The 23,628-nt window shown below is 73.7% G+C and carries 21 protein-coding genes and 1 pseudogene; 11 read left to right on the forward strand and 11 right to left on the reverse strand.

Going from position 1 to position 23,628, the window contains the following annotated elements; all coding sequences use genetic code 11:
* Nucleotides 1–184: 184 nt before the first annotated feature.
* Nucleotides 185–775: a hypothetical protein gene (locus tag ACIRPX_RS34005; protein WP_404202513.1), complete on the forward strand. Its 591-nt coding sequence runs from the start codon at nt 185–187 to the stop codon at nt 773–775.
* A gap of 53 nt (nt 776–828) precedes the next feature.
* Here ACIRPX_RS34005 and ACIRPX_RS34010 read toward each other — a convergent pair whose 3' ends face one another.
* Complete coding sequence (locus tag ACIRPX_RS34010; RefSeq protein WP_404202515.1) at nt 829–1,173, reverse strand: DUF1330 domain-containing protein; 345 nt, start codon at nt 1,171–1,173, stop codon at nt 829–831.
* A 183-nt stretch (nt 1,174–1,356) separates the two neighbouring features.
* Between ACIRPX_RS34010 and ACIRPX_RS34015 the strand changes: the two are divergent.
* Together ACIRPX_RS34015 and ACIRPX_RS34020 are read left to right on the forward strand one after the other, a co-directional pair.
* Nucleotides 1,357–1,443: pseudogene (locus ACIRPX_RS34015) on the forward strand (hypothetical protein); the annotation flags it as partial.
* 139 nt (nt 1,444–1,582) lie between these two features.
* Nucleotides 1,583–2,206: an FAD-dependent monooxygenase gene (locus ACIRPX_RS34020; RefSeq protein WP_404202517.1), complete on the forward strand. Its 624-nt coding sequence runs from the start codon at nt 1,583–1,585 to the stop codon at nt 2,204–2,206.
* Between the two features lie 106 nt (nt 2,207–2,312).
* On the opposite strand, the gene ACIRPX_RS34025 is transcribed toward ACIRPX_RS34020, so the two are convergent.
* From ACIRPX_RS34025 to ACIRPX_RS34045, 5 genes are all read right to left on the reverse strand, one after another.
* Nucleotides 2,313–3,308 carry a formylglycine-generating enzyme family protein gene (locus ACIRPX_RS34025; RefSeq protein WP_404202519.1) on the reverse strand — a complete coding sequence of 332 codons (996 nt, stop codon included), beginning with the start codon at nt 3,306–3,308 and terminating at the stop codon, nt 2,313–2,315.
* Nucleotides 3,309–3,708: 400 nt separating this feature from the next.
* Nucleotides 3,709–4,629 carry a peptidoglycan-binding protein gene (locus ACIRPX_RS34030; protein WP_404202521.1) on the reverse strand — a complete coding sequence of 307 codons (921 nt, stop codon included), beginning with the start codon at nt 4,627–4,629 and terminating at the stop codon, nt 3,709–3,711.
* 117 nt (nt 4,630–4,746) lie between these two features.
* Nucleotides 4,747–5,349, reverse strand: a complete 603-nt coding sequence (locus ACIRPX_RS34035) for a phosphatase PAP2 family protein (protein ID WP_404202523.1) — start codon at nt 5,347–5,349, stop codon at nt 4,747–4,749.
* Nucleotides 5,342–6,721, reverse strand: coding sequence for a diacylglycerol/lipid kinase family protein (locus ACIRPX_RS34040; protein ID WP_404202525.1), 1,380 nt, complete (start codon nt 6,719–6,721; stop codon nt 5,342–5,344). The genes ACIRPX_RS34035 and ACIRPX_RS34040 overlap by 8 nt, the downstream gene beginning before the upstream one ends.
* Nucleotides 6,722–6,835: 114 nt before the next feature.
* Nucleotides 6,836–7,411, reverse strand: coding sequence for a transcriptional regulator (locus ACIRPX_RS34045; RefSeq protein WP_404202527.1), 576 nt, complete (start codon nt 7,409–7,411; stop codon nt 6,836–6,838).
* A 419-nt stretch (nt 7,412–7,830) separates the two neighbouring features.
* Between ACIRPX_RS34045 and ACIRPX_RS34050 the strand changes: the two genes are divergently transcribed.
* Nucleotides 7,831–10,497, forward strand: coding sequence for a LuxR C-terminal-related transcriptional regulator (locus tag ACIRPX_RS34050; RefSeq protein WP_404202529.1), 2,667 nt, complete (start codon nt 7,831–7,833; stop codon nt 10,495–10,497).
* Nucleotides 10,498–10,805: 308 nt separating this feature from the next.
* Nucleotides 10,806–11,003, forward strand: coding sequence for a hypothetical protein (locus tag ACIRPX_RS34055; protein ID WP_404202531.1), 198 nt, complete (start codon nt 10,806–10,808; stop codon nt 11,001–11,003).
* 16 nt (nt 11,004–11,019) lie between these two features.
* Here ACIRPX_RS34055 and ACIRPX_RS34060 read toward each other — a convergent pair whose 3' ends face one another.
* Nucleotides 11,020–12,423, reverse strand: coding sequence for a DUF2252 domain-containing protein (locus tag ACIRPX_RS34060; protein ID WP_404202533.1), 1,404 nt, complete (start codon nt 12,421–12,423; stop codon nt 11,020–11,022).
* A 225-nt stretch (nt 12,424–12,648) separates the two neighbouring features.
* On the opposite strand from ACIRPX_RS34060, the gene ACIRPX_RS34065 reads away from it, so the two are divergent.
* The 5 genes from ACIRPX_RS34065 to ACIRPX_RS34085 all read left to right on the forward strand — a co-directional run bounded on the left by ACIRPX_RS34065 (nt 12,649) and on the right by ACIRPX_RS34085 (nt 16,639).
* Nucleotides 12,649–13,344, forward strand: coding sequence for an HdeD family acid-resistance protein (locus ACIRPX_RS34065; RefSeq protein WP_404202535.1), 696 nt, complete (start codon nt 12,649–12,651; stop codon nt 13,342–13,344).
* A gap of 42 nt (nt 13,345–13,386) precedes the next feature.
* Nucleotides 13,387–14,736, forward strand: coding sequence for a hypothetical protein (locus ACIRPX_RS34070; protein WP_404202537.1), 1,350 nt, complete (start codon nt 13,387–13,389; stop codon nt 14,734–14,736).
* A gap of 3 nt (nt 14,737–14,739) precedes the next feature.
* Nucleotides 14,740–15,597, forward strand: coding sequence for a YhjD/YihY/BrkB family envelope integrity protein (locus tag ACIRPX_RS34075; protein WP_404202539.1), 858 nt, complete (start codon nt 14,740–14,742; stop codon nt 15,595–15,597).
* Between the two features lie 115 nt (nt 15,598–15,712).
* On the forward strand, nt 15,713–16,177 hold the full coding sequence (locus ACIRPX_RS34080) for an SHOCT domain-containing protein (RefSeq protein ID WP_404202541.1): 465 nt from the start codon (nt 15,713–15,715) through the stop codon (nt 16,175–16,177).
* 33 nt (nt 16,178–16,210) lie between these two features.
* On the forward strand, nt 16,211–16,639 hold the full coding sequence (locus ACIRPX_RS34085) for a hypothetical protein (RefSeq protein ID WP_404202543.1): 429 nt from the start codon (nt 16,211–16,213) through the stop codon (nt 16,637–16,639).
* Nucleotides 16,640–16,757: 118 nt separating this feature from the next.
* Here the strand turns inward: ACIRPX_RS34085 and ACIRPX_RS34090 are convergent, their stop codons facing one another.
* Together ACIRPX_RS34090 and ACIRPX_RS34095 are read right to left on the reverse strand one after the other, a co-directional pair.
* A complete protein-coding gene (locus tag ACIRPX_RS34090) occupies nt 16,758–18,584 on the reverse strand; it encodes an FAD-dependent oxidoreductase (RefSeq protein ID WP_404202545.1) in 1,827 nt (608 codons plus the stop codon).
* Nucleotides 18,581–20,563 (reverse strand): maleylacetate reductase and hydroxyquinol 1,2-dioxygenase domain-containing protein, encoded by a 1,983-nt coding sequence (locus ACIRPX_RS34095; RefSeq protein WP_404202547.1) that lies wholly within the window; start codon nt 20,561–20,563, stop codon nt 18,581–18,583. Before ACIRPX_RS34095 ends, ACIRPX_RS34090 begins: the two co-directional genes overlap by 4 nt.
* A gap of 211 nt (nt 20,564–20,774) precedes the next feature.
* On the opposite strand from ACIRPX_RS34095, the gene ACIRPX_RS34100 reads away from it, so the two are divergent.
* Complete coding sequence (locus ACIRPX_RS34100) at nt 20,775–21,653, forward strand: helix-turn-helix domain-containing protein (protein ID WP_404202549.1); 879 nt, start codon at nt 20,775–20,777, stop codon at nt 21,651–21,653.
* Between the two features lie 613 nt (nt 21,654–22,266).
* Here ACIRPX_RS34100 and ACIRPX_RS34105 read toward each other — a convergent pair.
* Nucleotides 22,267–22,881, reverse strand: a complete 615-nt coding sequence (locus tag ACIRPX_RS34105; protein WP_404202551.1) for a class I SAM-dependent methyltransferase — start codon at nt 22,879–22,881, stop codon at nt 22,267–22,269.
* The gene (locus ACIRPX_RS34110; RefSeq protein WP_404202553.1) at nt 22,871–23,527 is read right to left on the reverse strand and encodes a TetR/AcrR family transcriptional regulator; all 657 of its coding nucleotides are present in this window, start codon (nt 23,525–23,527) and stop codon (nt 22,871–22,873) included. Before ACIRPX_RS34110 ends, ACIRPX_RS34105 begins: the two co-directional genes overlap by 11 nt.
* Nucleotides 23,528–23,628: the final 101 nt, after the last annotated feature.

Here is a 23,628-nt window from a genome sequence, read left to right on the forward strand (position 1 = left end):
CGCTGGGGCGACGACCGGTGACCGCCACCGGTGACCGGTGACCGGTGACGCGCCAGGAAGCACCAGAAACAGAGGTCCTGGGCGGAACGGGCCGGGTCGGGCGTCCGTAGACTTCTCACGCCGCACCGGTTCGGCGTGTGGGGTGCGGTCCACGGCGTTCGCCGTGTCGAGAAAGGTCGAGCCCATGTCCCAGCTCCCCGTCTCCAGCGAACTGACCTCCCAGTACGCCGCCCAGGTGACCGGCGACCTCGAGCGCAACGTCAAGGAGCAAGATCGCGTCGGCGCCGAGATCGCCGATCTGCAGGCACAGTTGGCCGCGCTGCAGCACGACCACACGGTCCTCCTCAACATGCACCAGGCCCTGGGTGTCACTCCCGCACCCGCCGAACCGCCCGCCCCGCCGGCCGCTGCACGCACCAGGGCCCGGGCCCGGACCAGGAAGGCCGGCACGTCTCCCCGCCGCGCCGCGACCCGCGGGCCCGCCGCCAGGAAGGCCGCCCCGGCGGCCGGGAAGGCGGGCCCGCCCACGCTGGTCGACCTGGCCCGCGGCCACCTCGCCGAGGTGCGCGAGCCGCGCTCCACCGCCGAGATCGCCGCCGCCCTGACCGAGACCCATCCCGGCCGCACGTTCAAGAACACCGTCGTGCGCACCACGGCCGAAGGTCTCGTGGCCAAGGGCCTCGCACAGCGGACCAAGCAGGGCGGCTCCGTGTACTACACCGCACCTGACCCGGACCGGTCCGGCGGCTCCCGGCCTCCCTCCGACACCGAGTAGGTGGCGGACGGCCACCTCGCCGGAGCACCCCTCCTCCGCCTGGTGCACCGCGGTCAGCCCGGCATCCCCGCCCTCATCGCCCGCGCGGTCGCGGCGGCGTCGTAGTCCTCCTCCACACCCGGCACCAGGACGATGTCACCGGCGATGTGCCGTGAACGGAGCGGCGCGATCTCCTGATAGGCGGCCGAGTCCCACCAGGCCCTCGCCTCCCCCATCGAGGGGAAGCCGATCACCACCACGTGCCCCGGCCACGAGCCCTCCTTCACCTCGTGCCGCGCCCCGTGCACCAGGAAGCGCCCGCCGTACGGGACGAAGGTCGCGGTGATGCGCTCGATGTACTCGGCGATCTCGGGATGCGGAGCGGCTTCGCGCAGGTGAGCGATCGCGTACGCAGACATGATGTCCCTTCCGGCGGTTCCGTCTCGGTACGCCGACGATCGTCACACCGCGATCGCCCGGGGTCGATGACCCCGGAGGTAATCCCCGGGCGTGCGTCGCAGGTGTTCTCAACGGGCGCGGCACCCGGGAGGATCGGGTCACCGGCAGCACCGGAGGTCTCTCCGGGAAGGAGGAGCCGATCCATGCCCGCTCTCCCGCACGGCCTGCGGATCGCCGTCGTCGGGGGCGGCGTCGGCGGTCTGGCCGCCGCCGCGTTCCTGCGCCGCGCGGGGCTCACCGCCACCGTCCACGAGCAGGCGCCCGTGCTCACCGGGGTGGGCGCCGGGCTCGTCGTGGCACCCAATGCCGTACGGCTGCTGCGGCGCCTCGAGCCCGGAGTACTCCGGTGTCTGCGCCATCCGCACCCTCGTGCCCGCCCACGCCGCACCGGAGTTCGCCCTGCGGCCCGCGCAGACCGTCTGGCTCGGGCCCGGCCGGCACTTCGTGCACTGTCCGATCGCCGGCGGCAGTGCCGTGAACGTCGTCGCCTTCGCACCGGTCGGTGACCGCACCGACGAGTCCTGGAGCGCGACGGCCACGACCGAGGAGTTCCACACCGAGTTCACCGGCTGGGACCCACGGGTGACCGACCTGATCGCGGCGGGCGGGGAGCCGGGACGCCGGGCCCTGCTGGACCGGGCGCCCCCACGGCACTGGAGCCGGGGCAGGCTCACCCTCCTCGGCGACGCCGCGCATCCCATGTTCCCCTTCTTCGCGCAGGGCGCGGCCCAGTCCATCGAGGACGCCGCCGTGCTGGCTCGCTGCCTCGCCGCGTCCGCCGACGACCCCGAACGGGCCCTGAAGCGCTACGAGTCGGCGCGCGTCCCGCGCACCGCGCGCCTGCAGGAGATCAGTCACGCCCGCCGGCACGTCAACCACCTGCCGGACGGGCCCGAGCAGGAGACGCGCGACACGGCGCTCGCCGCGTCCGACCCCCTCGTCACGGCCGGCTGGATCTACGGCCGTGACGCCGAGGCCGCGCTCACCCTGTGAACGGCGCCGTCCCCGTCGGGGGCGGTCACGCGGCAGGGGGGACGCACCGGGGAAGCGAACTCCACGGCAGCGGCGTAAGACCGTCGGGGTCCGCGGGCGGTGGGTCTCAGGCGTCCCGCACGGTCCGGAACCCCAGGTTCCCCGTGCTGCTGTCCGGGGTGTTCGAGGTGCGGGCCGCCACGCGGTAGCGGTTGCAGTAGGAGCGGTGGCAGAGGTACGAACCGCCGCGCATCACCCGTGACGTGCCCCGGCCGGGCCCCTTGGGGTCCGTGCGCGGGCGAGCGCCGTGGTCGGTGCCCCACCGGTCGGCGCACCACTCCCACACGTTGCCCGCCATGTTGTGCAGGCCGAAGCCGTTGGGCCGGTACGCGTCCACCGGCGCCGTGCCGGGATGGCCGTCCTCCGCGGTGTTCTTGGTGGGGAAACGCCCCTGCCAGATGTTGCAGCGGTGCTCACCCCCAGGCGTCAGCTCGTCCCCCCACGGGTAGCGCCGCTGGTCGAGCCCGCCCCGGGCGGCGTACTCCCACTCGGCCTCCGTGGGCAGCCGGGTACCGGCCCAACGGCAGTACTCCAGGGCGTCGTTCCACGACACGTGCACCACGGGGTGGTCGCCCCGGTCGGCCACCGCGCTGCCCGGCCCTTCGGGGGCCTTCCAGCACGCGCCGTCGACCCCGCACCACCAGGGCGTCTGCTCCGGCCGCGGCGCGGCGCGCCGCAGCGCGGCCGGCAGGAACCCCGCGAACACGAAGGACCAGCCGAACCGTTCGGCCTCGGTGACGTAGCCGGTCCGCTCCACGAAGCGGGCGAAGGACGCGTTGGTCACGGCGTGCGGGTCGATCCGGAAGGGCGAGAGGGTGACCTCGCGGACCGGTCCCTCGCCGTCGTCGCGGAAGCCCTCCGGGTCGTCGGTGCCCATGCGGAACGTCCCGCCCGTCAGCAGCACCATGCCGTCGGTCGCGCGGGGGGCCGCTCCGACGGCGGCCGTACGCCCCTCGGCGCCGGCCGCCGGCCCGTCACCGCCGGACGCCCGCCCGGGCGCGTCGGCCCGCGGTGTCCGTGCCGGCGCACAACAGCCCCTGGGCTCCGCCCCCGAATCCGTCATACGGCCTCCCGCCTCGTACCCGGTCCTTGGCAGCCGAGGCTACGACACGCCCGGGGCGGTGGCCGCTCACTTCCGGCGTGCGACGACGTCCCCGTTGACCGTGGTCGCCGTCAGGCGGCCCGCCCTCAGAGCCGTCGTGCGCACCGAGCCGTTGCGGGTGGACCGGCGGACCGTGCCGTCGCCCCGCCCCGGCCGCCGCCACATCGCCGTTGCCGATCGCAATGTCCGGAGCGGCCGCGATGCCCGCGACGTCCACGCCGTCCGTCCGTGGTGACGCGCGCACGTCGCACCCGTGGGGAGCACCGCCGGTACAACGGTCGACGTGAGCAGGTGACTTGACGGCATGGCCTGCGTGCCCGTACGGGTGCCCGGTCCGACCACCGTCATGACCGCGCCGGCGTCACGGCTCCTCGGTCTCGCCTTCCAGCGACGCCCGGGTCGCCGCGCCGTAGACGCCCGACGGGTCCTTGAGGACGACGCGGGTGAGCTGGTAGGTGCGGACCGCGTTCTCGACCTGGCGGTCGAAGTCGCCGTCGGCGTCGCCGTCGTAGAAGCCGATCTGCCTCAGGCGCAGCTGGAGTTCGACGACCTCGGGTCCCTGGTCGCCGTAGCGCAGGACGGGGGCCTCGCCGCCCGGTTCGCCGGGTGCGGGCGCACTCGTCGCCGTGGCGGTGGTGACGGCCGTGGGCGGGGGCGCACTCCGGCCGCCGGGGGCGGACGGGCTGCCGCGGCCGGCGGACGGGGTGACGCCCGGTGCGGAGGCCGTCGAGGTCATGGACGCGGACGCGGAGGGCGCCGTGCCGGACGGGCCCGCCGTCGCGGGAGCGCTCCCGGCGGAGCGCTGGGCGGGCAGGCCCGCGCGGACACCGCTGGAGGTGGAGTCGTCCCGCGCGGGGCCGTCGTACCAGAACGCGCCCCCTATGACTCCCCCGGTCACCAGGACCGCGACGGCGGCTCCGCCACCGGCGACCAGCAGTGATCGCGGGCGCCGCCTGCGTGCCGGGGCGCCGTCGGACGGGGACCGCCTGGGGAGTTCGTCGAGGGCAGCGGCGGCGTCGGGCAGGTGCGGGCCGTCCGGCAGCGTTGCGCCACTCGGCCGGTGTCCTTCCTCGGCGGGCGCCTGCCCGGGCCCGGAGTCGACGTCGAGGGCCACGAACGGGCGTATGCGCACCGGGTCGAAGTCCTCCGCGGCCGCCACCTCGGCCGTACGTGCCTCGCTGCGGGCGTCGGCGGCGCGGCGGGTGCACGAGCAGGTCGGGGTCGCGTCCGCTGCCCGCGGCCGGCCGCATTCCGGGCAGCCGGGGCCCGCTAAATCGCTCACGCGTTTCCTCTCTCCGTACGGGCTCCAGATCTTAGACAGGTTTCCCGCACGAAACCTTCATGATCTCCCGGAGAGCGGAATCCGCCGGTCCGTGCCGCGCAGCGGGCTGACGGGCCGTTACCGACAGCGAAAGACGGGACTCCTCAGGCTGTCGCGGCCGGCGGCGGCGAGGACGGTCGCCGCCGCACCGGTCCCGAGGACGGCGCCCGCGATCACGTCGCCCGGATAGTGCACGCCCGTGTGGATGCGCGAGTAGCCGACGGCGCAGGCCAGCAGGCCCAGCGGGATCGCGGCGGCCGGGAACGCGGGACCGACGGCCGCGGCGAAGGCGACGGCCGAGGCCGTGTGCCCCGAGGGGAACGAGGCGGACGCGGGCATGGGTACGTGGCGTCCCGGGAAGGGCGAGTCCTCGGCGCGGTGCGGCCGGGACCGGCGGACGAGGCGTTTGCCGAGGAGATTGGCGGTGGCCGAGGCGACGCCGATCGCCGCGACGCCGAGGGCGGCGGCGCTGCGTGAGCGGCCGGGGCGCAGCGCGAGGGCCCCGGCGATCAGGAAGGAGATCTTGGAGTGGTCGGCCGCGGCGGACAGTCTGCGCAGCGTGGCGTCGAGCGCGGGTGTGCTGGTGACCGTCACGGCCTCGTAGAGCGCCTGATCGAGAGCGGCGAGGTCACGCATCAGGCCTTGCGGCACCTGGTGTTGCGGCGGGCGGCGGTCAGCCATCGCTCTGCTCCTGGTTCTTCTTGTGCGGACGGGGTGCTCGGCCGAGGGCGAGACGGACGATGCGCCGCCAGTCGACCGACGGCGCGACGTACGGGGCGCCGGGACGGTGCTTGGGCACCCGGACGCGGAGCACGCCGGGCCGCACGGTGCACACGACCGGCGTGGGAAGGGTGAGTGCCTCGCCGTCCAGGGCCACCGGGATCGCCTCCTCGTCGGCCTCGACGACCACCCGGCGGGACCTCAGGACCGTGATGCCGCTCGCCCTTTCCCCGAGCAGCGCCAGTTCGGCGGCCTGGGCCGCGCCCTCGACCCGGACCGCGATCACTCCGAGTCTGCCCGTGTCGAGCCTCGGTCTGCGTCCGCCGGTCAGAGGATCGGCGCGTGCGTAGGGGTTGTTGCTGACCAGCACGGCCTGCGGGGAGTCCAGCACCTGGTCGTCGGCGCGGGCCGTCAGGGTGGCGCCTGCCTCCCCCGTCAGCAGGTCGGGCAGCTGGTCGAGGGCCGTGATCGCCTTGGCGTCGCGGTAGTCCGGACTCTGCACGATGTGCGCGTACGTGCCGAAGGACGCCGTGTTGACGAAGGGCCGGCCGGCCACGTCCCCGAGGTCGACGCGGAGTTCCACGCCGTCCGAGAGGGCGTCGAGGCTCTTCGACGGGTCGTCCCGGTCCAGGCCCAGGTCCATGGCGAAGTGGTTGCGGGTGCCGGCGGCCACGACCATGAAGGGCAGCCGGTGCTCGGCGGCCACCGCCGCCACCAGAGCCTGGGTGCCGTCGCCGCCGGCCACGCCGAGCAGGTCGGCGCCCTCGGCGACGGCCTGCCGGGCCAGGGCCACCGGGTCGGGGTTCTGGTCGAGGTCGAGCAGGATCACCCGGGCGCCGAGTGCCTCGGCCCGCTCCACCAGGCCGTAGCGGCCGACCTTGCCGCCTCCCGACCTGGGGTTCATGATCACCACGGGGCGGCGGGCTGCCCGGACACTGCGGTGGTGCATGCCGCGCGGCTTGCGCAGATGGCGCAGGGCGCTGCGCGCACAGGCCAGCGCGACGGCCCAGCAGGCGAGGGCCGCTGCCGCCACCACCCACAGGCCCGAGACCGCGTACAGCACCAGGACGCCCACGGGCGCGGCGATCGCCAGCACGGCACCGAGCAGACGCGCGACGCCGCGGTGCGCGAGGGCCCACCAGAGTCCGGCGCCGGCCAGGGCGAGCCCGCCGAGGCCGAGCAGCAGGATCAGCCACTGGCCGGCTCCCGCCACCACGGAGGCCACGGCTCCGGCGACGCACAGGAGGGCGAGCCGGGCCAGGGCGCGCGCCGAGCGGACCGCTGTGCCGGTGGCGTCGGGCTGCGCCTCACGTGTCGTACGGGTTGCGTTCACGGTCGTCGGTCCCCGGTCGCTGCTGGATCGGACGGCGGTCATGTGCTCCGGGTGCCCGCAAGGCCGGTCCTGTCCCACGGCGTGCGGGGCGGAGTCGCGCGGCCGACGGGAGTCTCACGCCGCGAATCCGATGGTGGTGACGTACTCGTACTCGCCCCACTGGCTGCCGAGGTCCACCGTGACGCCGTTGACCCAGGCGTCGTCGAGCGCCGCGTCGTCGCCCTCGGCCCAGGCCCGCACGATGCGGTCCCAGTGGCGGACGTTGAGGGTGCGGTACTCGACCACGCGCCGGCGGGTCCGGGGCACCTGACTCTGGTTGAGCGGGTGGAACTCGACGCGGGTGCCGCGGCCTTCGCGGTTGAGGCGGGCGAGCAGGTAGCGGGAGACGTTGTGGCGGCGCACGGTGCGGTAGGCGGTCTCGACGCTGCGCAGGTTCTTCCTCGACGGCGTGCGGCGGCCCTCCAGCCAGGCCCGGAGCGTACGGTCGGTGACGGTGAGGCCCGCCGCGCGGGCCGCCTGGCGCGCGTGCCCGGTCCGCGTGAGGTAGTGCAGCCGGGCCAGGAGCCCGCGCTGCGTGGTGACCGGGTTGGCGACGAATCCGGCGAGCGCGTCGAGCCGCCGCCCCACGGCCTCGTGCCCCTTGATGCCGCGAGCCCCGTACTGCCCGAACTCGAGATTCCTCTCCGGCACCTTCGTCTCCTCGCCCGACGGTGATGGACGGACCTGTACAAGTGTCCAGTTCAACGCAGGCAGATGCTACAGGTGACCGGTGCGCTGTCGCCGCCGCATCGCGCGCGTACCCCGCACACCATGCGGGTCTCCTCGCCGAGGGGATCGGCCCGCCGGGGAGAGCGGCCCGGCGGCTTCCCGCGGGCCCCGCACCTCCCGCGCCGATCACGCCCGCCCTCTGGGCCCGCGCCGGGGGCGGGCGAGGGGACGTTCACGGCAGGCCCCGGCGGATCGTGGGCCGTTCGGCCCGTTGACAAGGGCCGATCGGCATGGTGAAGGGACCTTCGGACCACGCGTGCCAGGCGCGTTCGCGAGAAGAATGCGACTCTGAGCGAAGGGGAGCGCCGCCCTTGACCTGACCCACAGTGGTGGTGAATGCCGTGACTGATCACGAGGGGCATCCGGTACCGGCCGAGCACCGCGTCGATCCGCTCGGGGACCCGTTTCTGCGGACGCGTTTCACCCTGCCGACGAGGCCCGCGACGTTCCTGTCCCGCCCGCGGCTGACCAAGCACCTCGACCAGGCCCTGAGGACACCGCTGACGATGGTCAACGGCGCCGCGGGGGCGGGGAAGACGTTGCTGGTCGCCGAATGGGCCGCGGAACAGGCGCGGCCACTCGCCTGGCTCACCGTCGAGGCGGAGGAAGAGCGGCCCGGAATGTTCTGGGCGTACTTCCTGCACGCCCTGAGCGCGTCCGGCAACCCGCTGTCCGAGCAGGTCGGCTGGCCGGCCGAAGCCAACCATGTGAACCGCAGGGTGCTCTCCGCGATCGCGGAGGAGCTGGACGGGCGCAGCCCGGCCGTGACCGTCGTGCTCGACGAGTTCGACCGCGTCGCCGTCCCCGAGGTCGCGGAACAGCTGGACTTCGTGCTGCAGCACGCCGGGCGGGGGCTGCACCTGGTGGTCGTCACCCGTACGGAGCCGATGCTGTCGCTGCACCGCTACCGGGCGTCCGGCATCCTCACGGAGATCCGCGGCGCCGAGCTGGCCTTCACGCCCGAGGAGGCCGCGGCCCTGCTGGAGCGGCACGGGCTGCGGCTGCCCGTGGACGCGGCGCGCTCCCTCGTGGACCGCACCCGCGGCTGGGCCGCCGGCCTGCGGCTGTGTGCCCTGGCCGCGCAGGAGAGCCCGGACCCGGAGACCTACCTCAAGGAGTTCGAGGTGGGCCGGAGCACCGTCGCCGACTTCCTGCTGGCCGAGGTGCTCAAACGGCAGAGCCAGCAGACCCAGGACCTGCTGCTGCGCGTCAGCGTGCTGGATCGTTTCTGCCCCGAGCTGGCGAACACGCTGACCGGCCGGACCGACGCCGCGCGCATCCTGGGCGAGCTGTACCGGGAGAACGCGTTCGTCGAGCAGCTCGGGCACTCCTGGTACCGGCTGCACCCGCTCTTCGGGGAGATCCTGCGGACCCATCTGCGGGTGCGCTGCCCCAGTCTGGAGCCCGAACTGCACCGGCGGGCCGCGCGGTGGCTGCGGCAGGCGGGCTCACTGCCGGAGACGCTCAGCCACGGCGCCGCCGCGGGCGACTGGGACTTCACCGCCGCGGCGCTCGTCGACGACCTGGCGATCGGCCAGTTCTTCACCGGCATGCGCTCCGACGACCTGACCCGGCTGTTCTCCCGGATGGGGCCCGAGGCCACCAGCCCCGCGACCGACCTCGTACGGGCGGCCTACGACCTCTCCCGCAGCGACCTCGACCGCGGGATGGCTCATCTGCAGCAGGCCGAGGCACGGCTCGCCACGGACACGGCCGACCCCGCGGCGGCGCAGCTCAGCTGTGCCCTGCTGGAGGTGCTGGCCGCCCGCCTCACCGGCTCCCCCGCGCGGGCCGAACGCGCCGCCGAGACGGCCGACGAGGTGCAACCGGAGGTCTCCGCGCACCTGCTGGACAAGCACCCCGAACTCCCCGCCCTGCTGCTGACTCATCTGGGCTCCACGCGGGTGTGGGCGGGCCGGTTCGAGGACGCCCGCGCCCCGCTGTCGAAGGTCACCGGACAGCCCGGCAGGGCCGCCACCGTGCTCGCCCGTGAGGAGTCGATGGGCCACCTCGCGCTGATCGACTACCTCGACGGCTGGACGGGCCAGGCGGAGCACAGGGCCCTGGAGGCCGTGTCCGAGACGGAACGTTTCAGCCTCTCCCGGCCGTCCGGCTCCGGGATCGGCCAGGTCGTGCTGGCGGCCGTCGCGGTGGACCGCAACGAACTGGACCGGGCGCAGGCCCTCCTCGACGAGGCCGCCGAGCTGCCGGCCTCCCTCCAGGACCCGGTGACGGCCGCCGTACGGGCCATCGTGACGGCCCGGCTGGAGCTGGCCCGCGGCCATCCGCGCGCCGCGGTCGAGGCGGCCGGCCCGGACGTCGCCGCCGCCGAGGCCTCGCCGTGGGCGGACAGCCACGAGATGCTGGTGACCTCGGCCGCCCATCTGGCCGAGGGCCGGTCCGAGACCGCCGCCGAGGTTCTGGACCGGCTGAGCGACGGCCGGCCGGCGTGCGCCGTGGAGGCCGCCCGGATCCAGCTCGCCGCCGGCCATGCGGATGTGGCGATCGAACTGCTCGACGCCGTGCCCGGCGGGGAGCCGGCCGGTCCGGCGGTGACCGTCCGGGCGACGCTGGTACGGGCCCAGGCCGCGTTCACGGCCGGGGACACCCCGGCTGCCCGCAGGCTGGTCGCGCAGGCCCTGCTCGAAGCGCGGCACGACCTGCTGCGGCGCCCCTTCCTGGACGCGGGACGGTGGATCCGGCCCCTGCTGACCACGCCGCCGCTGAACCAGCTCGCGGCGGGATGGCTCGCGCCCGCCCCGTCGGCGCCCGGCGTGTCGAACGGGCTCGGGACACCCCCGTGGCCGATCGTCGTGGAGGAGCTGAGCGCCCGGGAGCGCGACGTGCTGGTGCGGCTGGCCCAGATGATGTCCACACAGGAGATCGCCGCGGATCTGTTCGTGTCGGTGAACACGGTGAAGACCCACCTGAAGAGCCTGTACCGGAAGCTCGGGGTGAACCGCCGCAGCGACGCCGTGCATCGCGCGCGCGACATGCGGCTCCTGTGAGCGCGGGGGCCTTGCCCACGGCGGGTGAGCCGCCCGCCCGCCGCCTCGGGCGCGGGCAGGGGGTACGCGCGCGGCCGGGCGACGGGCCCACGCGGACCGCACCGCAGGCGTCCACGGTCCGGTGCCCGCCGCGCCGGTGGTGATCCGCACCGGCGTTCCGCGTCGCGGTGGCGGGGCAGGTGGGACGGTCCGCCGCCGCGGTCCGGGCCGAGTCACACGTCCGGGGTGAGGCCAGGTGGGCGGTGCCGGGCGGACGATCGCAGAACGGGGCGCAGACCGCTTCCCCAGCCCCCGTGGGAGTAGAGCTCATGCGCTACGAGATCCGAGTCGACGGACACATGTCGGAGACGCTGGCCAAAGCCTTCCCGGAGCTCGAGCACGTGCTGATGTCCGGCCAGACGGTTCTGTACGGACCGGTCGTCGACGAGGCCCATCTGTACGGGCTGCTGACGCGCTTCCAGTCCCTGGGGCTGCACGTCCTGGAGATGAGGCAGCTGCCGGACTGACGTCCCGCGGACGCGCTCACACGTCGCGCGCGGTGACCCGGCCGGAGCGGGACGCGGCGGCGAGCGCCGCGAAGTCGCGCTCGTTCAGATCGGCGTAGGACTGGGCGAACTCGGTGAGGGCGCGGTCGAAGCGGTCGCTGCCTCCGAGGTAGGCGGCGATGGCGATCGGGTCGCCGGAGCGGGCGTGAGCCCGGGCCAGGGAGGCACCGCACAACTGCGCGAAGAGGTTCAGCAGGTCCGGCCCCATGGTCTCCGGCCGGGCGATGCCCTTCCAGTCGCGCAGCTGCCGTACGTAGAAGTCGCGCTCGTTGCCGTCGATGCCCAGCACATGGGTCCAGCCCAGGAAGATGTCGCTGGTGGTCTGGATCAGCCGCTGTCCGGTGACGACGCGGCGGCCCTGGTTGTCGTAGCGGTCACCGCCGGTCTGGGCGGACAGCACCGACTCCTGGGCCTCCTTCGCCTGGAGCAGCAGCGGGTCCTCGTCGTCCCTGCCGCGCAGGAGCACGATCCAGCAGCGGGTGCCGACACTGCCGACGCCCACCACCTTCCGCGCCATGTCGACCACGTGGTAGTGGCGCAGCAGATGCCGGCGTTCGGACGACAGGGTCGGCGCGTACCCCTCCAGGACCGACTGCAGCGCCTTCTCCTCCTCCGCGGAACCGGACATCAGATCGCTGAGCGGGGTGATCAGCGGCGGGTCGGGGGTGATGCGCCGGCCCTCGGCCGTGACGCGGGTGAGCTTCTCGAAGGCCTGCAAACCGGTGCGGGTGCGGGCCTGCGCCGTGGCACGGGCGGTGCGGCGCCTGGCCTCCTTGTCCAGCGAGGAGGCCATCAGTTCCCGCAGCGAGTCGACGTCGTCCTGGGCGTACCAGACGTCCAGGGTGCGCATGCCGGCGAACGCGTGCATCCGTTCCCGGTAGGCCCGCACACAGGTGCGTACGGCGCTGTTCTGCTCCTTGACGGAGAAGCCGTTGGCCCGGCCCGCGATCACGAAGCTGGCCGTCAGCCGCTTGACGTCCCACTCGAACGGGCCGGGAAAGGTCTCGTCGAAGTCGTTGATGTCGAAGACGAGATGCCGTTCCGGAGAGGCGAGCAGCCGGAAGTTGAGCAGGTGGGCGTCCCCGCAAAGCTGCACCCGCAGACCGGAGTTGGGCGTGGGGCCGAGATCCGCGGCCATGATCGCCGCAGCGCCTCGGTAGAAGCGGAACGGCGACTCGAGCATGCGGCTGTAGCGGATGGGCACGAGTTCGGCCACGCGGGTCGCCGACTGACGCTCGATCACCTCGATCGGGTCGAACCGGTCCTGGCCGGCCTCGAACCATCCGTGGCACGAACGCGACGCACGGGACCGCGCGTTACGGCCGATCGTCGCGCGTTCGGCGGGCGAGAGGGCCGCGGTGAAGGAGTTCGGTACGGTCATGGCTCAGCCTCCTGGTCCGGTGCGGCGGCGGCCCGGGCATCGCTCATCCCGCCTCGCGCTTCGCAACGTCTCCGGTTACAGCCCAGCGGCACGGCGCGGCGGGCGGATCACCCGGGACGGGTGACTCCGCCACCGGTGCCGCGAGGGACGCTGGCCTTCCGAGGTCCCCGCCCACCGCCCCGCCGGCGGTCCGGATCCGGACCGCTCGACGAGCGAGGAGGAGCCATGACCATTCCCCGAGGTCCGGCACCGCCCACCGGGCCGGAGCAGAGCCCCGACGGGATGGCCGCCGGCCGGGCGCCCGGCCAGGCCGACGGTGCCGCGCGGGCGCTCGAGCAGCTCGGGCGCTCCTGGACCTGGGTGCTGGCCTCCGCGATCATGACGCTCGTACCGGGTGTCCTGGTGCTGGTCTGGCCGGACGAGACCCTCCATGTGCTGGCCGTCCTGATCGGCCTGTACCTGCTGGTGAACGGAGCGTTCCGGTTCGTGGCGGTCTTCGCCGGCATCGGGCTCGTCGAGCGCGTCGTCTCGCTGGCGATGTCCATCCTGTTCGTCCTGGCCGGGGTGCTGTGCCTGCGCAACCCGCTCCAGACCATCGCGGCGGTGTCGCTGATCGTCGGGGTGGTGTGGCTGGTGACCGGGATCCTCACCCTCTACACGGCGATCGCCGCCGAGGACATGCCGCACCGCGGCTTCGTGCTGGGCATCGCCGTGATCGGCATCGTGGCCGGGATCGTCGTCCTGGCCATGCCGACCGAGTCGGCCCGCGCGCTGACCCGGCTTCTCGGGCTCTGGCTGGTACTGCTCGGCGCGGCCGAGGTGGTGCTCGCCCTCGCCTGGCGGGCCGCCCTGCGCAGGTCGGGTCTCACGGGCGGTACCGGCCCCTCCGTCACCGACGGCGCGACGACCCTCGGCGGCTGACCGGGGACCGCCGCCGGGTGCGGACACGACGAGGGAGACCAGATGAATCCCCCTTCGACCTCGGTGACGCCGGATTCCGGCGCGACCTCCGGGGCCACACACCTGATGACCGCCGCGGAACACGAGGAGTACGTGCGGCTCAGGCGCGCCGCGAAGGTACGTCACCGGCGGGCCCGTCGCGCGGGCGCCATCGCCCTGCTGGTGCTGACGCTGGTGCTCGCACCGCTCGCGCTCGTCGCGGCCTGGGTGCATGACGAGGTCGCCGACACGGGCCGGTACGTGCAGACCGTCAAGCCGCTGGCCTCGGAGCCGGCCGTGCAGAAGGTCCTCGTCGACCGGCTCACCGACCGGGTCGTGGCCAACATCGACGTCGCGGCGGTGACGAACGCGCTCACCGACACGCTGAAGAAGAACGGCGCTCCCCCGCTCGTGGTGCAGGGTTCCCAGTCCCTGACCGGGCCACTGCGGTCCGCGGTGCGCACGGTCGTGCAGCGCAATGTGAACCGCGTGATCACCAGCGACGTGTTCCAGGAGGCCTGGGTGGGGGCGAACCGCCGGGCGCACGCCGCCGTGGTGAACATGCTCACCGGATCACATGAGGGTGCGCTGCAGGCCAACGGAGACACGATCCAGCTGGACGTCGGAACCGTCGTCGACCAGGTGCGCCAGCGCCTCGTCGACGCGGGCTTCCAGAAGGCCTCGCTCATCCCGAACGTCGACCGCACCATCACGCTCTTCAAGACCGAGCAGCTGCACAAGGCGCAGAACGGGATGCGGCTGCTGGACATCGTCGGCACCTGGCTGCCCATCCTGACGCTGGCCTTCGCGGCCCTGGCCGTGTGGACCGCTCCGAACCACCGGCTGATGGTGATCGTCGTCGGCATCGGCGTCGCCGTGATGGCGGTGCTGCTGCTGGTCGCCCTGGCCGTCGCCCGACGGGTGTACCTCGACTCCGTCCCCTCGGCCACCCTGCCTCCGGACGCGGCGGCGGTGATCTTCGACACCTTCATCCGCTTCCTGCGCGCGAGTACCCGCACGCTGCTCGTCGTATCCCTGCTCGCGGCACTCACCGCCTACCTCTACGGCCCCAGCCGGGTGGCCCGGGGCGCGCGGAGCGTGGCCGGACGGGGAGCTTCGGCCGCCGGAGGAGGGCTGCGCCGCGCCGGAATGAACACCGGCCTCACGGGGCGCTGGCTGACCGCCCACCAGTCCTGGACCGTCGGCGTCACCATCGGGGCGGGCGCCCTGGCCCTGGTCCTCTGGAACCGGCCCACCGTGGGCGCCGTGGTCCTCGTACTCGTCCTGGTCCTGGTCGCGCTGGCGATCGCCGCCGTGCTCGCGGCCGCGGGTCCCGCACCCGACGCCGACGAACCGGGGCACGCGGTCACGTGAGCCATGGCCGAGGACGGCGCACCGGCCACCCGCAGGGAGCGCGCGGTCCAGGCGGCGACGACCTTCAGGGCCGGCCCCCTGGGCCTGCTGCTGCCGCGGCTGGCCGCGCTCAACCTCGTGGAAGGCGCCATGCGGCTGGCCGCGCAGGCCTTCCTGGCGGCTCTTCCGCTGCTGATGACCGTGGCAGCGTTCGCGCCCCCCAGTGTGAAGCAGCTGCTGGTCGACTCGCTGAGCTCGGTGCTGGGGGTGCACGGCGAGACGCTCGACGAGGTGAGACGCACCTACGACGCGGCCGACACCGCGCGGCAGTCCGTCGGCGCTCTGGGCGCGCTTTTGACGCTCGCGTCGGCGACCGCGTTCAGCCGGGCCCTGCAGGCGGTGTGCGAACGCTGCTGGCACCTGCCCCGGGCGCCGATGCGGGCGGCGGTCTGGCGCTGGCTCATCTGGCTGGTGGTGTGGCTGGCCTTCATGCTCGTCCAGGCACCCCTGCGGCGCGGTTTCGGCATCGGTCCGGCCACCGGACTGGCGCTGTCCCTGACGGGGTCCGTCCTGCTGTGGTGGTGGTCCCAGCACCTTCTGCTGAGCGGCCGGGTCGGCTGGCTGAGCCTGCTGCCGGGGGCGGTCCTGGCGGGCGTGGGCACGATCACGCTGAGTTCGGCCGGGCATCTGGTGCTGTCCAACGCCATGCGGCGCAGCCTGGAGGAGTTCGGGCCGCTCGGACCCGTCTTCACACTCCTGTCCTGGCTGATCAGCGTCTTCCTCGTCGCCATCTCGGGCATGGCCCTGGGCGAGGCCGTCGCGACCAGCGCCTGGTACCGCCACACCGTGGCCCTCCTCGGCCCCCCGAAGGCCGAGCAGTGACGCGGCCCGGCGGCCGCTCACCCGTGCCGGGTGAGGCCGCGCGGAGCTTGCCGTGCGCACGCTGAGAAGCGCAGAAGCAGGTCGCCGGGCGCATGCCCGGGACGGAGGGAGAGACATGAGCACGCCCACGTACCTCGCGTACGACTATCCGATGCTGAGCATCTTCTGGTCCATGCTGGTGTTCTTCCTGTGGATCATGTGGTTCGTCCTGCTCTTCCGGATCATCGTCGACATCTTCCGCGACGACGCCATGAACGGCTGGAGCAAGGCCGGCTGGCTGGCCTTCGTGATCCTCCTGCCCTTCCTGGGCGTCTTCGTCTACGTGATCGCGCGCGGCAAGAACATGGGACGCCGCGAGGTGGCGGAGCACCAGGCTCAGCAGCGGGCCTTCGACTCCTACGTCCGCGAGACGGCCAAGGGCGCAGGCGCGCCGAGCAGCGCCGACGAACTCGCCAAGCTCTCCGAGATCCGTGCCCGCGGCGACATCACCGACGAGGAGTTCGCGAGGGCGAAGGACCTGGTCCTCAGCGGCCACGGAAGCGGGACCCGTCCCGGCGCGGCCAGCACGTCCGGGCACTGAGCGCGCCGGGCCGAACGAAACGAGGTATTCAGGATGACCGCCACACACCCCACTCAGCCCACGCAGCGTGATTCGGCGAAGCAGCAGTGGGCCGCCGGCCTGGTGACCTTCGGCGGCGTCATGCTGGCGATCGCCGGACTGCTCGCCGTCTTCCGCGGCATCATGGCGATAGCCAAGGACGACGTCTTCGTCGCCACGCCCAACTACGTCTTCCAGTTCAACCTGACCAGCTGGGGCTGGATCCACCTCGCCCTGGGCGTCATCGCCGTGGGCGTCAGCTTCGGGCTGTTCACGGCGGCCACGTGGGCGCGCGTCTCCGGCGTGGCGATCGCGGGCCTGATCATCATCGCCAACTTCCTTTCGCTGCCGTACTACCCGGTCTGGTCCGTCGTGATGATCGCCGTCTCGGGCTTCATCATCTGGGCCCTGTGCGTGGTCAAGCGGGAGGAGTACCAGATGTAGTGCCCCGTGAGGCCGGGGACGCGAGACCGCCGCGGCGGGGGTAGGAGGGCAACGCCGGTGGCGGCCGGGGGGAGGCGGGACCCGCACGGCGTGCGCGGCGTGCGGGTCCCGCCTCGTGTCATGCCGGTCCTCGCCGCCGGTCCGGGTCCTGGGCCCGGTCCTCGCGGCCGGCGTCTCCCGGACGTCGGTCGTCCCGGCACAGCACCGTCGTCAGCGCCTCCCTGAGCAGGCGGGTCGCCTCGGACACGTCCGCGGGACCACCGGGGCGCCGCCAGGCCACGTAGCCGTCGGGGCGGACCAGCAGGACGCCCTCCTCCTCGATCTCCGCGCGCCGGCTCCACTCGCCGTAGGCGTCGTCTGCGTCGCGGTCGACGACGACCGCGCGCAGGGCGACACCGAGTTCGGTGGCCAACTCCTCGGCGGCGTCGGCCCATCGGGTTCCAGCGAGACCGGTGACGACGCTGAAGCCGCCCTTGCCCACGAGGTCCAGTGTCGAGACCCGTCTGCCGTGCCGGCCGACGAGCCAGGCGTGCGGGAGCTTCGCGCCGGGACGGGAGGTCGGACGCCCGAAGAGCTCGTCGTCACGGGTGATCGTCTCGGCGGTGCCGTCGGGAACGACGGCGGCCGACTGGTAGCGCTGGTTGTGCTCGACGCCGTGGGCGTTGAACTCGTAGTGCTTCAGCTCGATCGCCTCGCGGACGGCGCGCCGCCGCTTCGCCCCTTCGGCGTCCGGCTGCCGCACCGCGCGCAGGGCCTTGGCGATCCCCTCCTCGTCCCCGCCCACCACGCCGATGGCCTCGAAGAGGGGCAGGAACTGGTCGCGGGAGAGGTTCGCCCGCTCCACGATCTGCCGTGCGACAGGCGCCCGTTCGTCGGTGTAGGTGTCCAGCAGCCCTGGACCGGCCTGCCCGTTGACGACGGCCGCCAGCTTCCAGGCCAGGTTGAAGGCGTCCTGGACGGAGGTGTTGGCGCCGAGTCCGTTGGACGGCGGGTGGCGGTGGACGGCGTCCCCGGCGCAGAAGACGCGGCCGGAGTGCAGACGGGTCGCGTAGGCGTGGTTGACCGTCCACAGCGAGGCGCTGTCGATCTCGACGTACAGGTCGTCGTCGCCAACGAGGTCCCGTACGATCGCGGTCGCCGCCTCGTCGGTGACCTGCGGGGCGGGGCCGTCGATGTCGTAGCCCCACACGACCAGCCACTCGTTCCAGGGCCGGACCATGCGCAGCAGGCCCATGCCGATGCCGCCGACGTCGGCGCCCGGACGCATGATCCAGTACAGGACGCTGGGCCGGTGCCGCACGTACCGCGCGAGATCGGCCCGGAAGACGATGTTCATGCTGCCGGCCTTGCCCATCCGCCCTTCCATGGGCAGCCCGAGCCGGTCCGCGACGAGGCTGCGGCCGCCGTCGGCACCGACCAGGTAGCGGGCGCGCACGGTGTGTTCCCGTCCGCTGGGCCGGTCGCGCAGGCGCGCGGTCACACCGTCCGCGTCCTGCTCGAAGTCGACGAGTTCGGTGTTCAGCCGCACCACGGCGCCCCGCTCGGCGGCCTTCGCCAGCAGGATCGGCTCCAGGTAGGTCTGCGGCAGGTCGATCATCGCGCACGGGCTCTGAGCCGCGTACTCGCTCAGGCTCTCGTCCCCGGTGCCCCAGGTGCGGATGCGGCCGATCTCCTCGCCCAGCAGCGCGGTGGCGAAGACGGTGTCACCCATCAGCCGGCTCGGTGTGCCCTTCTCCAGGGCCAGTTCCTCGATGCCGAGGTCCCGGAAGACCTCCATGGCACGCTGGTTGGTGATGTGGGCGCGCGGAGTGTCCGCGAGCCAGCCGTACTTGGTGACCAGCTGGGTCCGCACACCGTAGGTGGCCAGCAGCAGCGCCGTGGTGCCGCCCGCCGGTCCGCTTCCCACGACCAGGACGTCGGTGTCGTGGTTCTGGGGGGTCTTCATGCCGTCTCCGTGGAACTCGTCGGGGCGCGTTCGGTGCCCGAGGGGGCGATGCGGAAGGTGAAGTCGAGCAGGCGCCACTCGCCGTCGACCGGCCGGCCGTCGGGCGTGGGCCCGGTGTGCGGGGTGAAGTCGGTGACCAGGTCGTCCTTGACCCCGAAGACCGCGTCGCGCTGCCCCGGGGCGCCGTCGAGGTGGGCCCCGCCCCGTACGAAGAGCTGGGTGATCAGCGGCTGGTGGCCGGGGGCGTCGATCAGGAAGTGCACGTGCGGGGCGCGGTAGGGGTGACGGCCCACGGCGGCGAGCATCCTGCCGACCGGGCCGTCGTCCGGGATCGGATAGGCGGACGGCAGGATCGACCAGAACGTGAACCGACCGTCGTCGCCGGTGGTGAACCGGGCGCGCAGCACCGGCCCGTCCAGGTCCGGGAGCTGGACGTCGTAGAAGCCGTCCTCGTTGGACTGCCACACGTCCACGACGGCTCCGGCGACCGGTGTGCCGCCGGGGCCGGTGACCTTGATGTCGGCCCACATGGGCGTCCCCGGCAGGCCGCCCGCGATGTCGGTGCCGTGCGCGGCGGCGGGTGCCCCCGCCACGTGGAAGGGACCGAGGATCGCGGACGAAGTGGTCTCAGGGGTGCGGGAGTTGGTGAGGGTGTCGACGACGCTCGAGAGGCCGAGCGTGTCGGACAGGAGGATGAACTCCTGCCGGGTCCGGGTGGTGATGTGGCCGGCCTGGGTGAGGAAGTCGACGGCGCGCTGCCACTCCTGGGCGGTCAGGTCGTTGCGGACGGCGTAGCCGTGCAGGGTGCGCGCGAGGTCGGTGAGCAGCTGCCGCAGGCGCGGGTTCGTGCAGGCGTCGAAGCTCGCCACGACCTCGTCGGTGAGCGCGCGCAGATCGGGGGGCGAGCCGGCCGCGGGCCGCGGGCGGCTGCCCCGCCAGGCTCGGCTCAGCAGGTCGGTGAGGCCGGCACGGCTGAGGTCGCGCGGGTTCGGATACGGCTGTGCGGTGGCGAGGTCCGCCGCACGGTCCAGGTCGGCCTCCGCGAGCCCGAGTTCGCGCAGAGACGTGGGCCCGCCGACCCGGCGCACCAGGTCGTGGACGCCGGTCGCGGCGTCGGGCACGCCCAGGGCGTGTGCCACACATGCCATCGCCTCCGGAGCGGCGGGGGCGTTGTAGGCCATGGCGTGCGGGAGGACCACGGTGTGGGTCTCGGCGTGCGGGAGCCCGAAGGCGCCGCCCAGCGTGTGGCACAGCTTGTGGTGGAGCCCCATCCGGACGCCGCCCAGGCAGATGCCCGCCAGCCACGCCGCCTGGAGCAGGTCCGCCCGCGCCGCCCTGTCGGCCGGGTCCTCGTGCAGGGCGGGGAGGGCCCGGCCGACCGCCGCGACCGCCTCCAGGGCCAGGGCGTCGGTGACGGGCGTGGCGTCCGGTGCGTAGAGGGCCTCCACGGCGTGGGCCAGCGCGTTGACTCCGCTGGTCATGGAGAGGGGGACCGGCAGGCCGAGCGTGAGCTCCACGTCGTACACGACCGTCTCCGGCAGGATGCCGGGTGCGGTGCGGGTGGTCTTCCGGCCGTCGGCACTCTCGCCGAGCACCGGTGTGACCTCGGAGCCGGCGTACGTGGTCGGCAGGACGACCTGCGGCAGATCCGTGCGCGCCGCCAGCGCCTTGGCGAGTCCGGTCACCGACCCGCCGCCGAGCGCCACCAGGCAGTCCGCGCGCCGCTCGCGCAACAGGCGGAGGGCCCGCTCGGTCACCTCGACGGGCGTGTGCACGACCGCGCCGTCGAACTCCGCGGCCAGCAGGTCGCCCAAGCCCTCACGGAGGCGTTCGACGTCCTTGCGCAACGCCGCCGATCGGCCGGACAGCAGCAGCACCCGGCCGCCACCGAGCCGCACCACCTCCTCCCGTACGCGCGCGACGGTGCCCGCGCCGAAGATCACTCTGCTCGGACCGGTCGTATGGACGAAACTTCGCATGAAGCCGCTCTCCAGGCTGTGCGGTGCGGGGGTCGGGGCGTCTGCCGCAGTATCGGGGCCCGGGCGCGCGTTCCTCCTGCACCGTCGCGGCGTCCCTCTGCACGAAAAGCGCGACCGGCCGCGCCCTGCCGCACGCGGAGGGGTCCGGACCTCGTGCTTGCCCGCCGGTCCGCGCTGCGGGGAGACTGGCCGTGGCGCGAGGGAGGGCCGCATGAGCGAGATGGGGCTCGGTGACACGCACGGCATCCTGGCCCTGCCGGGCGTGCGTCCCCTGCGCAGCAGCGCGGGGCTGGGCTGGGACCGGCTGTACGTGTCCACCCAGCGGGAACTCCCCTACCGGGAGGCGTTCCAGGGGGCCGGCAGCCACCTGCTGATCCTGCACCTGGACGGCCCCGTCACCGTTCGCCGCGGACGCCGGGGGCTGACCTCGGCCCGTCAGGTGCCTCCCGGCGGCCTGTTCCTGCACCCGGCGGCCACGGAACTGGACGTGGAGCTCGGCGGGCACCTGAACACGGTCCACGTCTACCTGGCCGACGCCGCGCTGCAGGCATCGGCGGACGAGGGAGGGCCGGTACGGCTCAAGGAGGAGTTCGGCGGCACGGACCCGCTGCTGGAGCAGCTCGTCCTGGCCCTCGACGGCGCCGTACGCCACTGGGAGCCCAGCGGCTCCGCCTACGCCGACCAGTTGGCGCTGACGATCGCGGCGCAGCTGGCCCGCAGGCACAGCATCCGACGTCGCGGGAACGAGCCGCCGGCCGGGCGGACGGGGCTGCCCGACCGGCAGTTCGCGGCCGTACGGGAATTGCTCGCCGCCCGGCTGTCGGAACCGTTGTCGCTGGCGGACCTGGCCTCGGCGACCGGTCTGAGCGTCAGCCAGTTCGCCCGGCAGTTCAAGGCCCGGACGGGGTCTCCCCCGCACCGGTATCTCGTACGGCTGCGGGTGGAGCAGGCGGCCCGCCTGCTGCGCGCGGGAACCATGCCCATCGCCCAGGTGGCGGCGGCCTGCGGCTTCTCGCACCAGGAGCATCTGACCCGCGTGCTGCGCTCCCACCTCGGTACGACACCGGCGGCGCTGCGCCGCGAGGGCTGACCCGGCCGCGGTGCGGGGGCGCGCGGGGCAGTCCACCGATTCCTTCGGCGGTCCCGGCGGTCCGTATGAACGAAGGCTTCGCGGCCGAGCACGGGCGGACGTCGCGGAGCGGGACGACCCACGACGCCGAGGAGACCGTCATGACCAGCGACACCACAGGGAACGAGGCCGAGCGCGCGGCACGCGCGGTGCCAGTCCCCCCTTCACGCGGCCCGGGGTGGCGGCAGGCGCGGCTGGCATCGCGCCGCGCCACACCGGGACCGCCACCGCCGTCCAGCCCGGCGCCCGCCCGCCCGGCAGGAAGGCGGTCCAGGACACCGTGGCCGCCCTCTTGGCAGGCGAGCCGAAGGACTCCTCCGCCCGGCACGGGGTGCAGGGCGTCCGGTTCGTCGCGGGCGGGAGGCGTGCCCCTGGCCGGCAAGGGGGCGGACTCGGTCCGCGGGCACTGGACGGCGGCGTGCCGCGCCATGGTGGAACCGGACGCCGAGCCGCTCGACGACGAGGCCTGGGGCGATCTCACGGCCGAGCCGCGTGGGGTCGACCACGTCGAGACCGGGTCGGGCGGTGCGGTTCGGCCTGCCGTCCGTCGATCCGGTCTCCGGGTAGGGCCGGCTCACCTCGTGCGCAGGGCCCTCAGGACGGTGTCGTGCGTGTGGCGCGTACCGGCGGGCGGGGGGCCGGTGCGTGGGCGGGTCGCGTTGACCAGGACCGTCCAGTCCTCGCCGAGGAGTCCGGCGATGTCGTCGGGCCGGTAGTGGTCGCCCGGGTCGAATCCGCGCTCCGGGCACGCGGTCGGGCCGGCGAGGTCGTGCGTGGCGAAGAGCAGGGTGCCGCCGGGCGCGACGGCCTCCAGGAGACCGCGCAACACCGCGTGGTCCGGCCGGCGTCGCAGCGGGAAGTACTGGACGGAGACGAGATCGTAGGCACCGGGCGGGGGCGGTGCGGCCGTGAGATCGGCGCGCGCCCATGACAGACGGCCGTCCGGAGCCTCCGCCACGGCGGCGCGCCGCAGGGCGGTCGCGCTGATGTCGACCGCGGTGACCCGCCAGCCGCGCCGGGCCAGCCACCGCGCGTCGGCGCCCTCGCCGCAGCCGACGTCGAGGGCGCGCCCGGGCGGCAGGCCGGTGGCCTCGGCGACGAGGACGCCGTTGGGGGCGCCGCTGAAGACCTGGTCGCGGCTTCGGTACATGCCGTCCCAGAACTCGGCGGTCGTGGACTCAGCGGTCATCGGCGCCTCCGTCGGCGAGCGCGCCGTGCAGGAAGACGGTGACCAGGTCGGCGGTGCCGAGGGCCACGGCCTCGAGTTGCTGCGGCCGGTGGAACAGCAGACCCAGGAAGAGCGCGGCGGCCTGGTCCCCGGAGACACGCAGGAGCTCCGCCTCCGGCGCGAACAGCTCCGCGAGCGCGTCGCGGATCGCCGCCATCGACGCCTCCCGGGCTCCGGCCCGCGGTCTCCTGCCCTCCTCGTCCCGTACCCGCCGATGCCCGTGACCGGACGCGTGCAGCACTCCGGCGACCGCGCCCATCCGGTCCAGGTGGGCGCCGAGCGCGTCGGCGGCCTCCGACAGGCGCTGGGCCAGGGGCTGGTCGAGGGAGACGGAGGAGATCTCCCGTACGGCGTGATCGTGGCGCATCGCCTCCGCCATGACCGCGTCGAGCAGTTCGTCCTTGTCGGCGTACACGCGGAAGATCGTCCCCTCCGCGATACCGGCGGCGCGCGCGATCTGGCCGGTGGTCACCTTGGCTCCCGCCTCGGCGACGAGAGGCAGCGCGGCGGCGACGATCATCTGACGGCGCTCCTCCGGCTCCATGGCGGGCGCGCGGCGACGGGGCTTCTGAGTCCTGGCCTCGGCGGGCCGGTCGGGTGAAGTCATGCGCCCACGATACGAGTGAGTCCTCACTCAGTCAATGAGTGAGGACTCACTCGCTGCCTTCCCGACAAAACCCGGCCGACTCACCCCATTCACATGAATGA

This window comes from Streptomyces sp. NPDC101225 (assembly GCF_044767585.1).
Lineage (GTDB): Bacteria > Actinomycetota > Actinomycetes > Streptomycetales > Streptomycetaceae > Streptomyces.

Coding starts and splice junctions, on each gene's coding strand:
- ACIRPX_RS34100 (WP_404202549.1), top strand. CDS start 20,775: ATGAGCGAGATGGGGCTCGGTGACACGCACGGCATCCTGGCCCTGCCG.
- ACIRPX_RS34095 (WP_404202547.1), bottom strand. CDS start 20,563: ATGCGAAGTTTCGTCCATACGACCGGTCCGAGCAGAGTGATCTTCGGC.
- ACIRPX_RS34075 (WP_404202539.1), top strand. CDS start 14,740: ATGGCCGAGGACGGCGCACCGGCCACCCGCAGGGAGCGCGCGGTCCAG.
- ACIRPX_RS34090 (WP_404202545.1), bottom strand. CDS start 18,584: ATGAAGACCCCCCAGAACCACGACACCGACGTCCTGGTCGTGGGAAGC.
- ACIRPX_RS34070 (WP_404202537.1), top strand. CDS start 13,387: ATGAATCCCCCTTCGACCTCGGTGACGCCGGATTCCGGCGCGACCTCC.
- ACIRPX_RS34005 (WP_404202513.1), top strand. CDS start 185: ATGTCCCAGCTCCCCGTCTCCAGCGAACTGACCTCCCAGTACGCCGCC.
- ACIRPX_RS34065 (WP_404202535.1), top strand. CDS start 12,649: ATGACCATTCCCCGAGGTCCGGCACCGCCCACCGGGCCGGAGCAGAGC.
- ACIRPX_RS34105 (WP_404202551.1), bottom strand. CDS start 22,881: ATGACCGCTGAGTCCACGACCGCCGAGTTCTGGGACGGCATGTACCGA.
- ACIRPX_RS34080 (WP_404202541.1), top strand. CDS start 15,713: ATGAGCACGCCCACGTACCTCGCGTACGACTATCCGATGCTGAGCATC.
- ACIRPX_RS34035 (WP_404202523.1), bottom strand. CDS start 5,349: ATGGCTGACCGCCGCCCGCCGCAACACCAGGTGCCGCAAGGCCTGATG.
- ACIRPX_RS34010 (WP_404202515.1), bottom strand. CDS start 1,173: ATGTCTGCGTACGCGATCGCTCACCTGCGCGAAGCCGCTCCGCATCCC.
- ACIRPX_RS34025 (WP_404202519.1), bottom strand. CDS start 3,308: ATGACGGATTCGGGGGCGGAGCCCAGGGGCTGTTGTGCGCCGGCACGG.
- ACIRPX_RS34085 (WP_404202543.1), top strand. CDS start 16,211: ATGACCGCCACACACCCCACTCAGCCCACGCAGCGTGATTCGGCGAAG.
- ACIRPX_RS34055 (WP_404202531.1), top strand. CDS start 10,806: ATGCGCTACGAGATCCGAGTCGACGGACACATGTCGGAGACGCTGGCC.
- ACIRPX_RS34060 (WP_404202533.1), bottom strand. CDS start 12,423: ATGACCGTACCGAACTCCTTCACCGCGGCCCTCTCGCCCGCCGAACGC.
- ACIRPX_RS34110 (WP_404202553.1), bottom strand. CDS start 23,527: ATGACTTCACCCGACCGGCCCGCCGAGGCCAGGACTCAGAAGCCCCGT.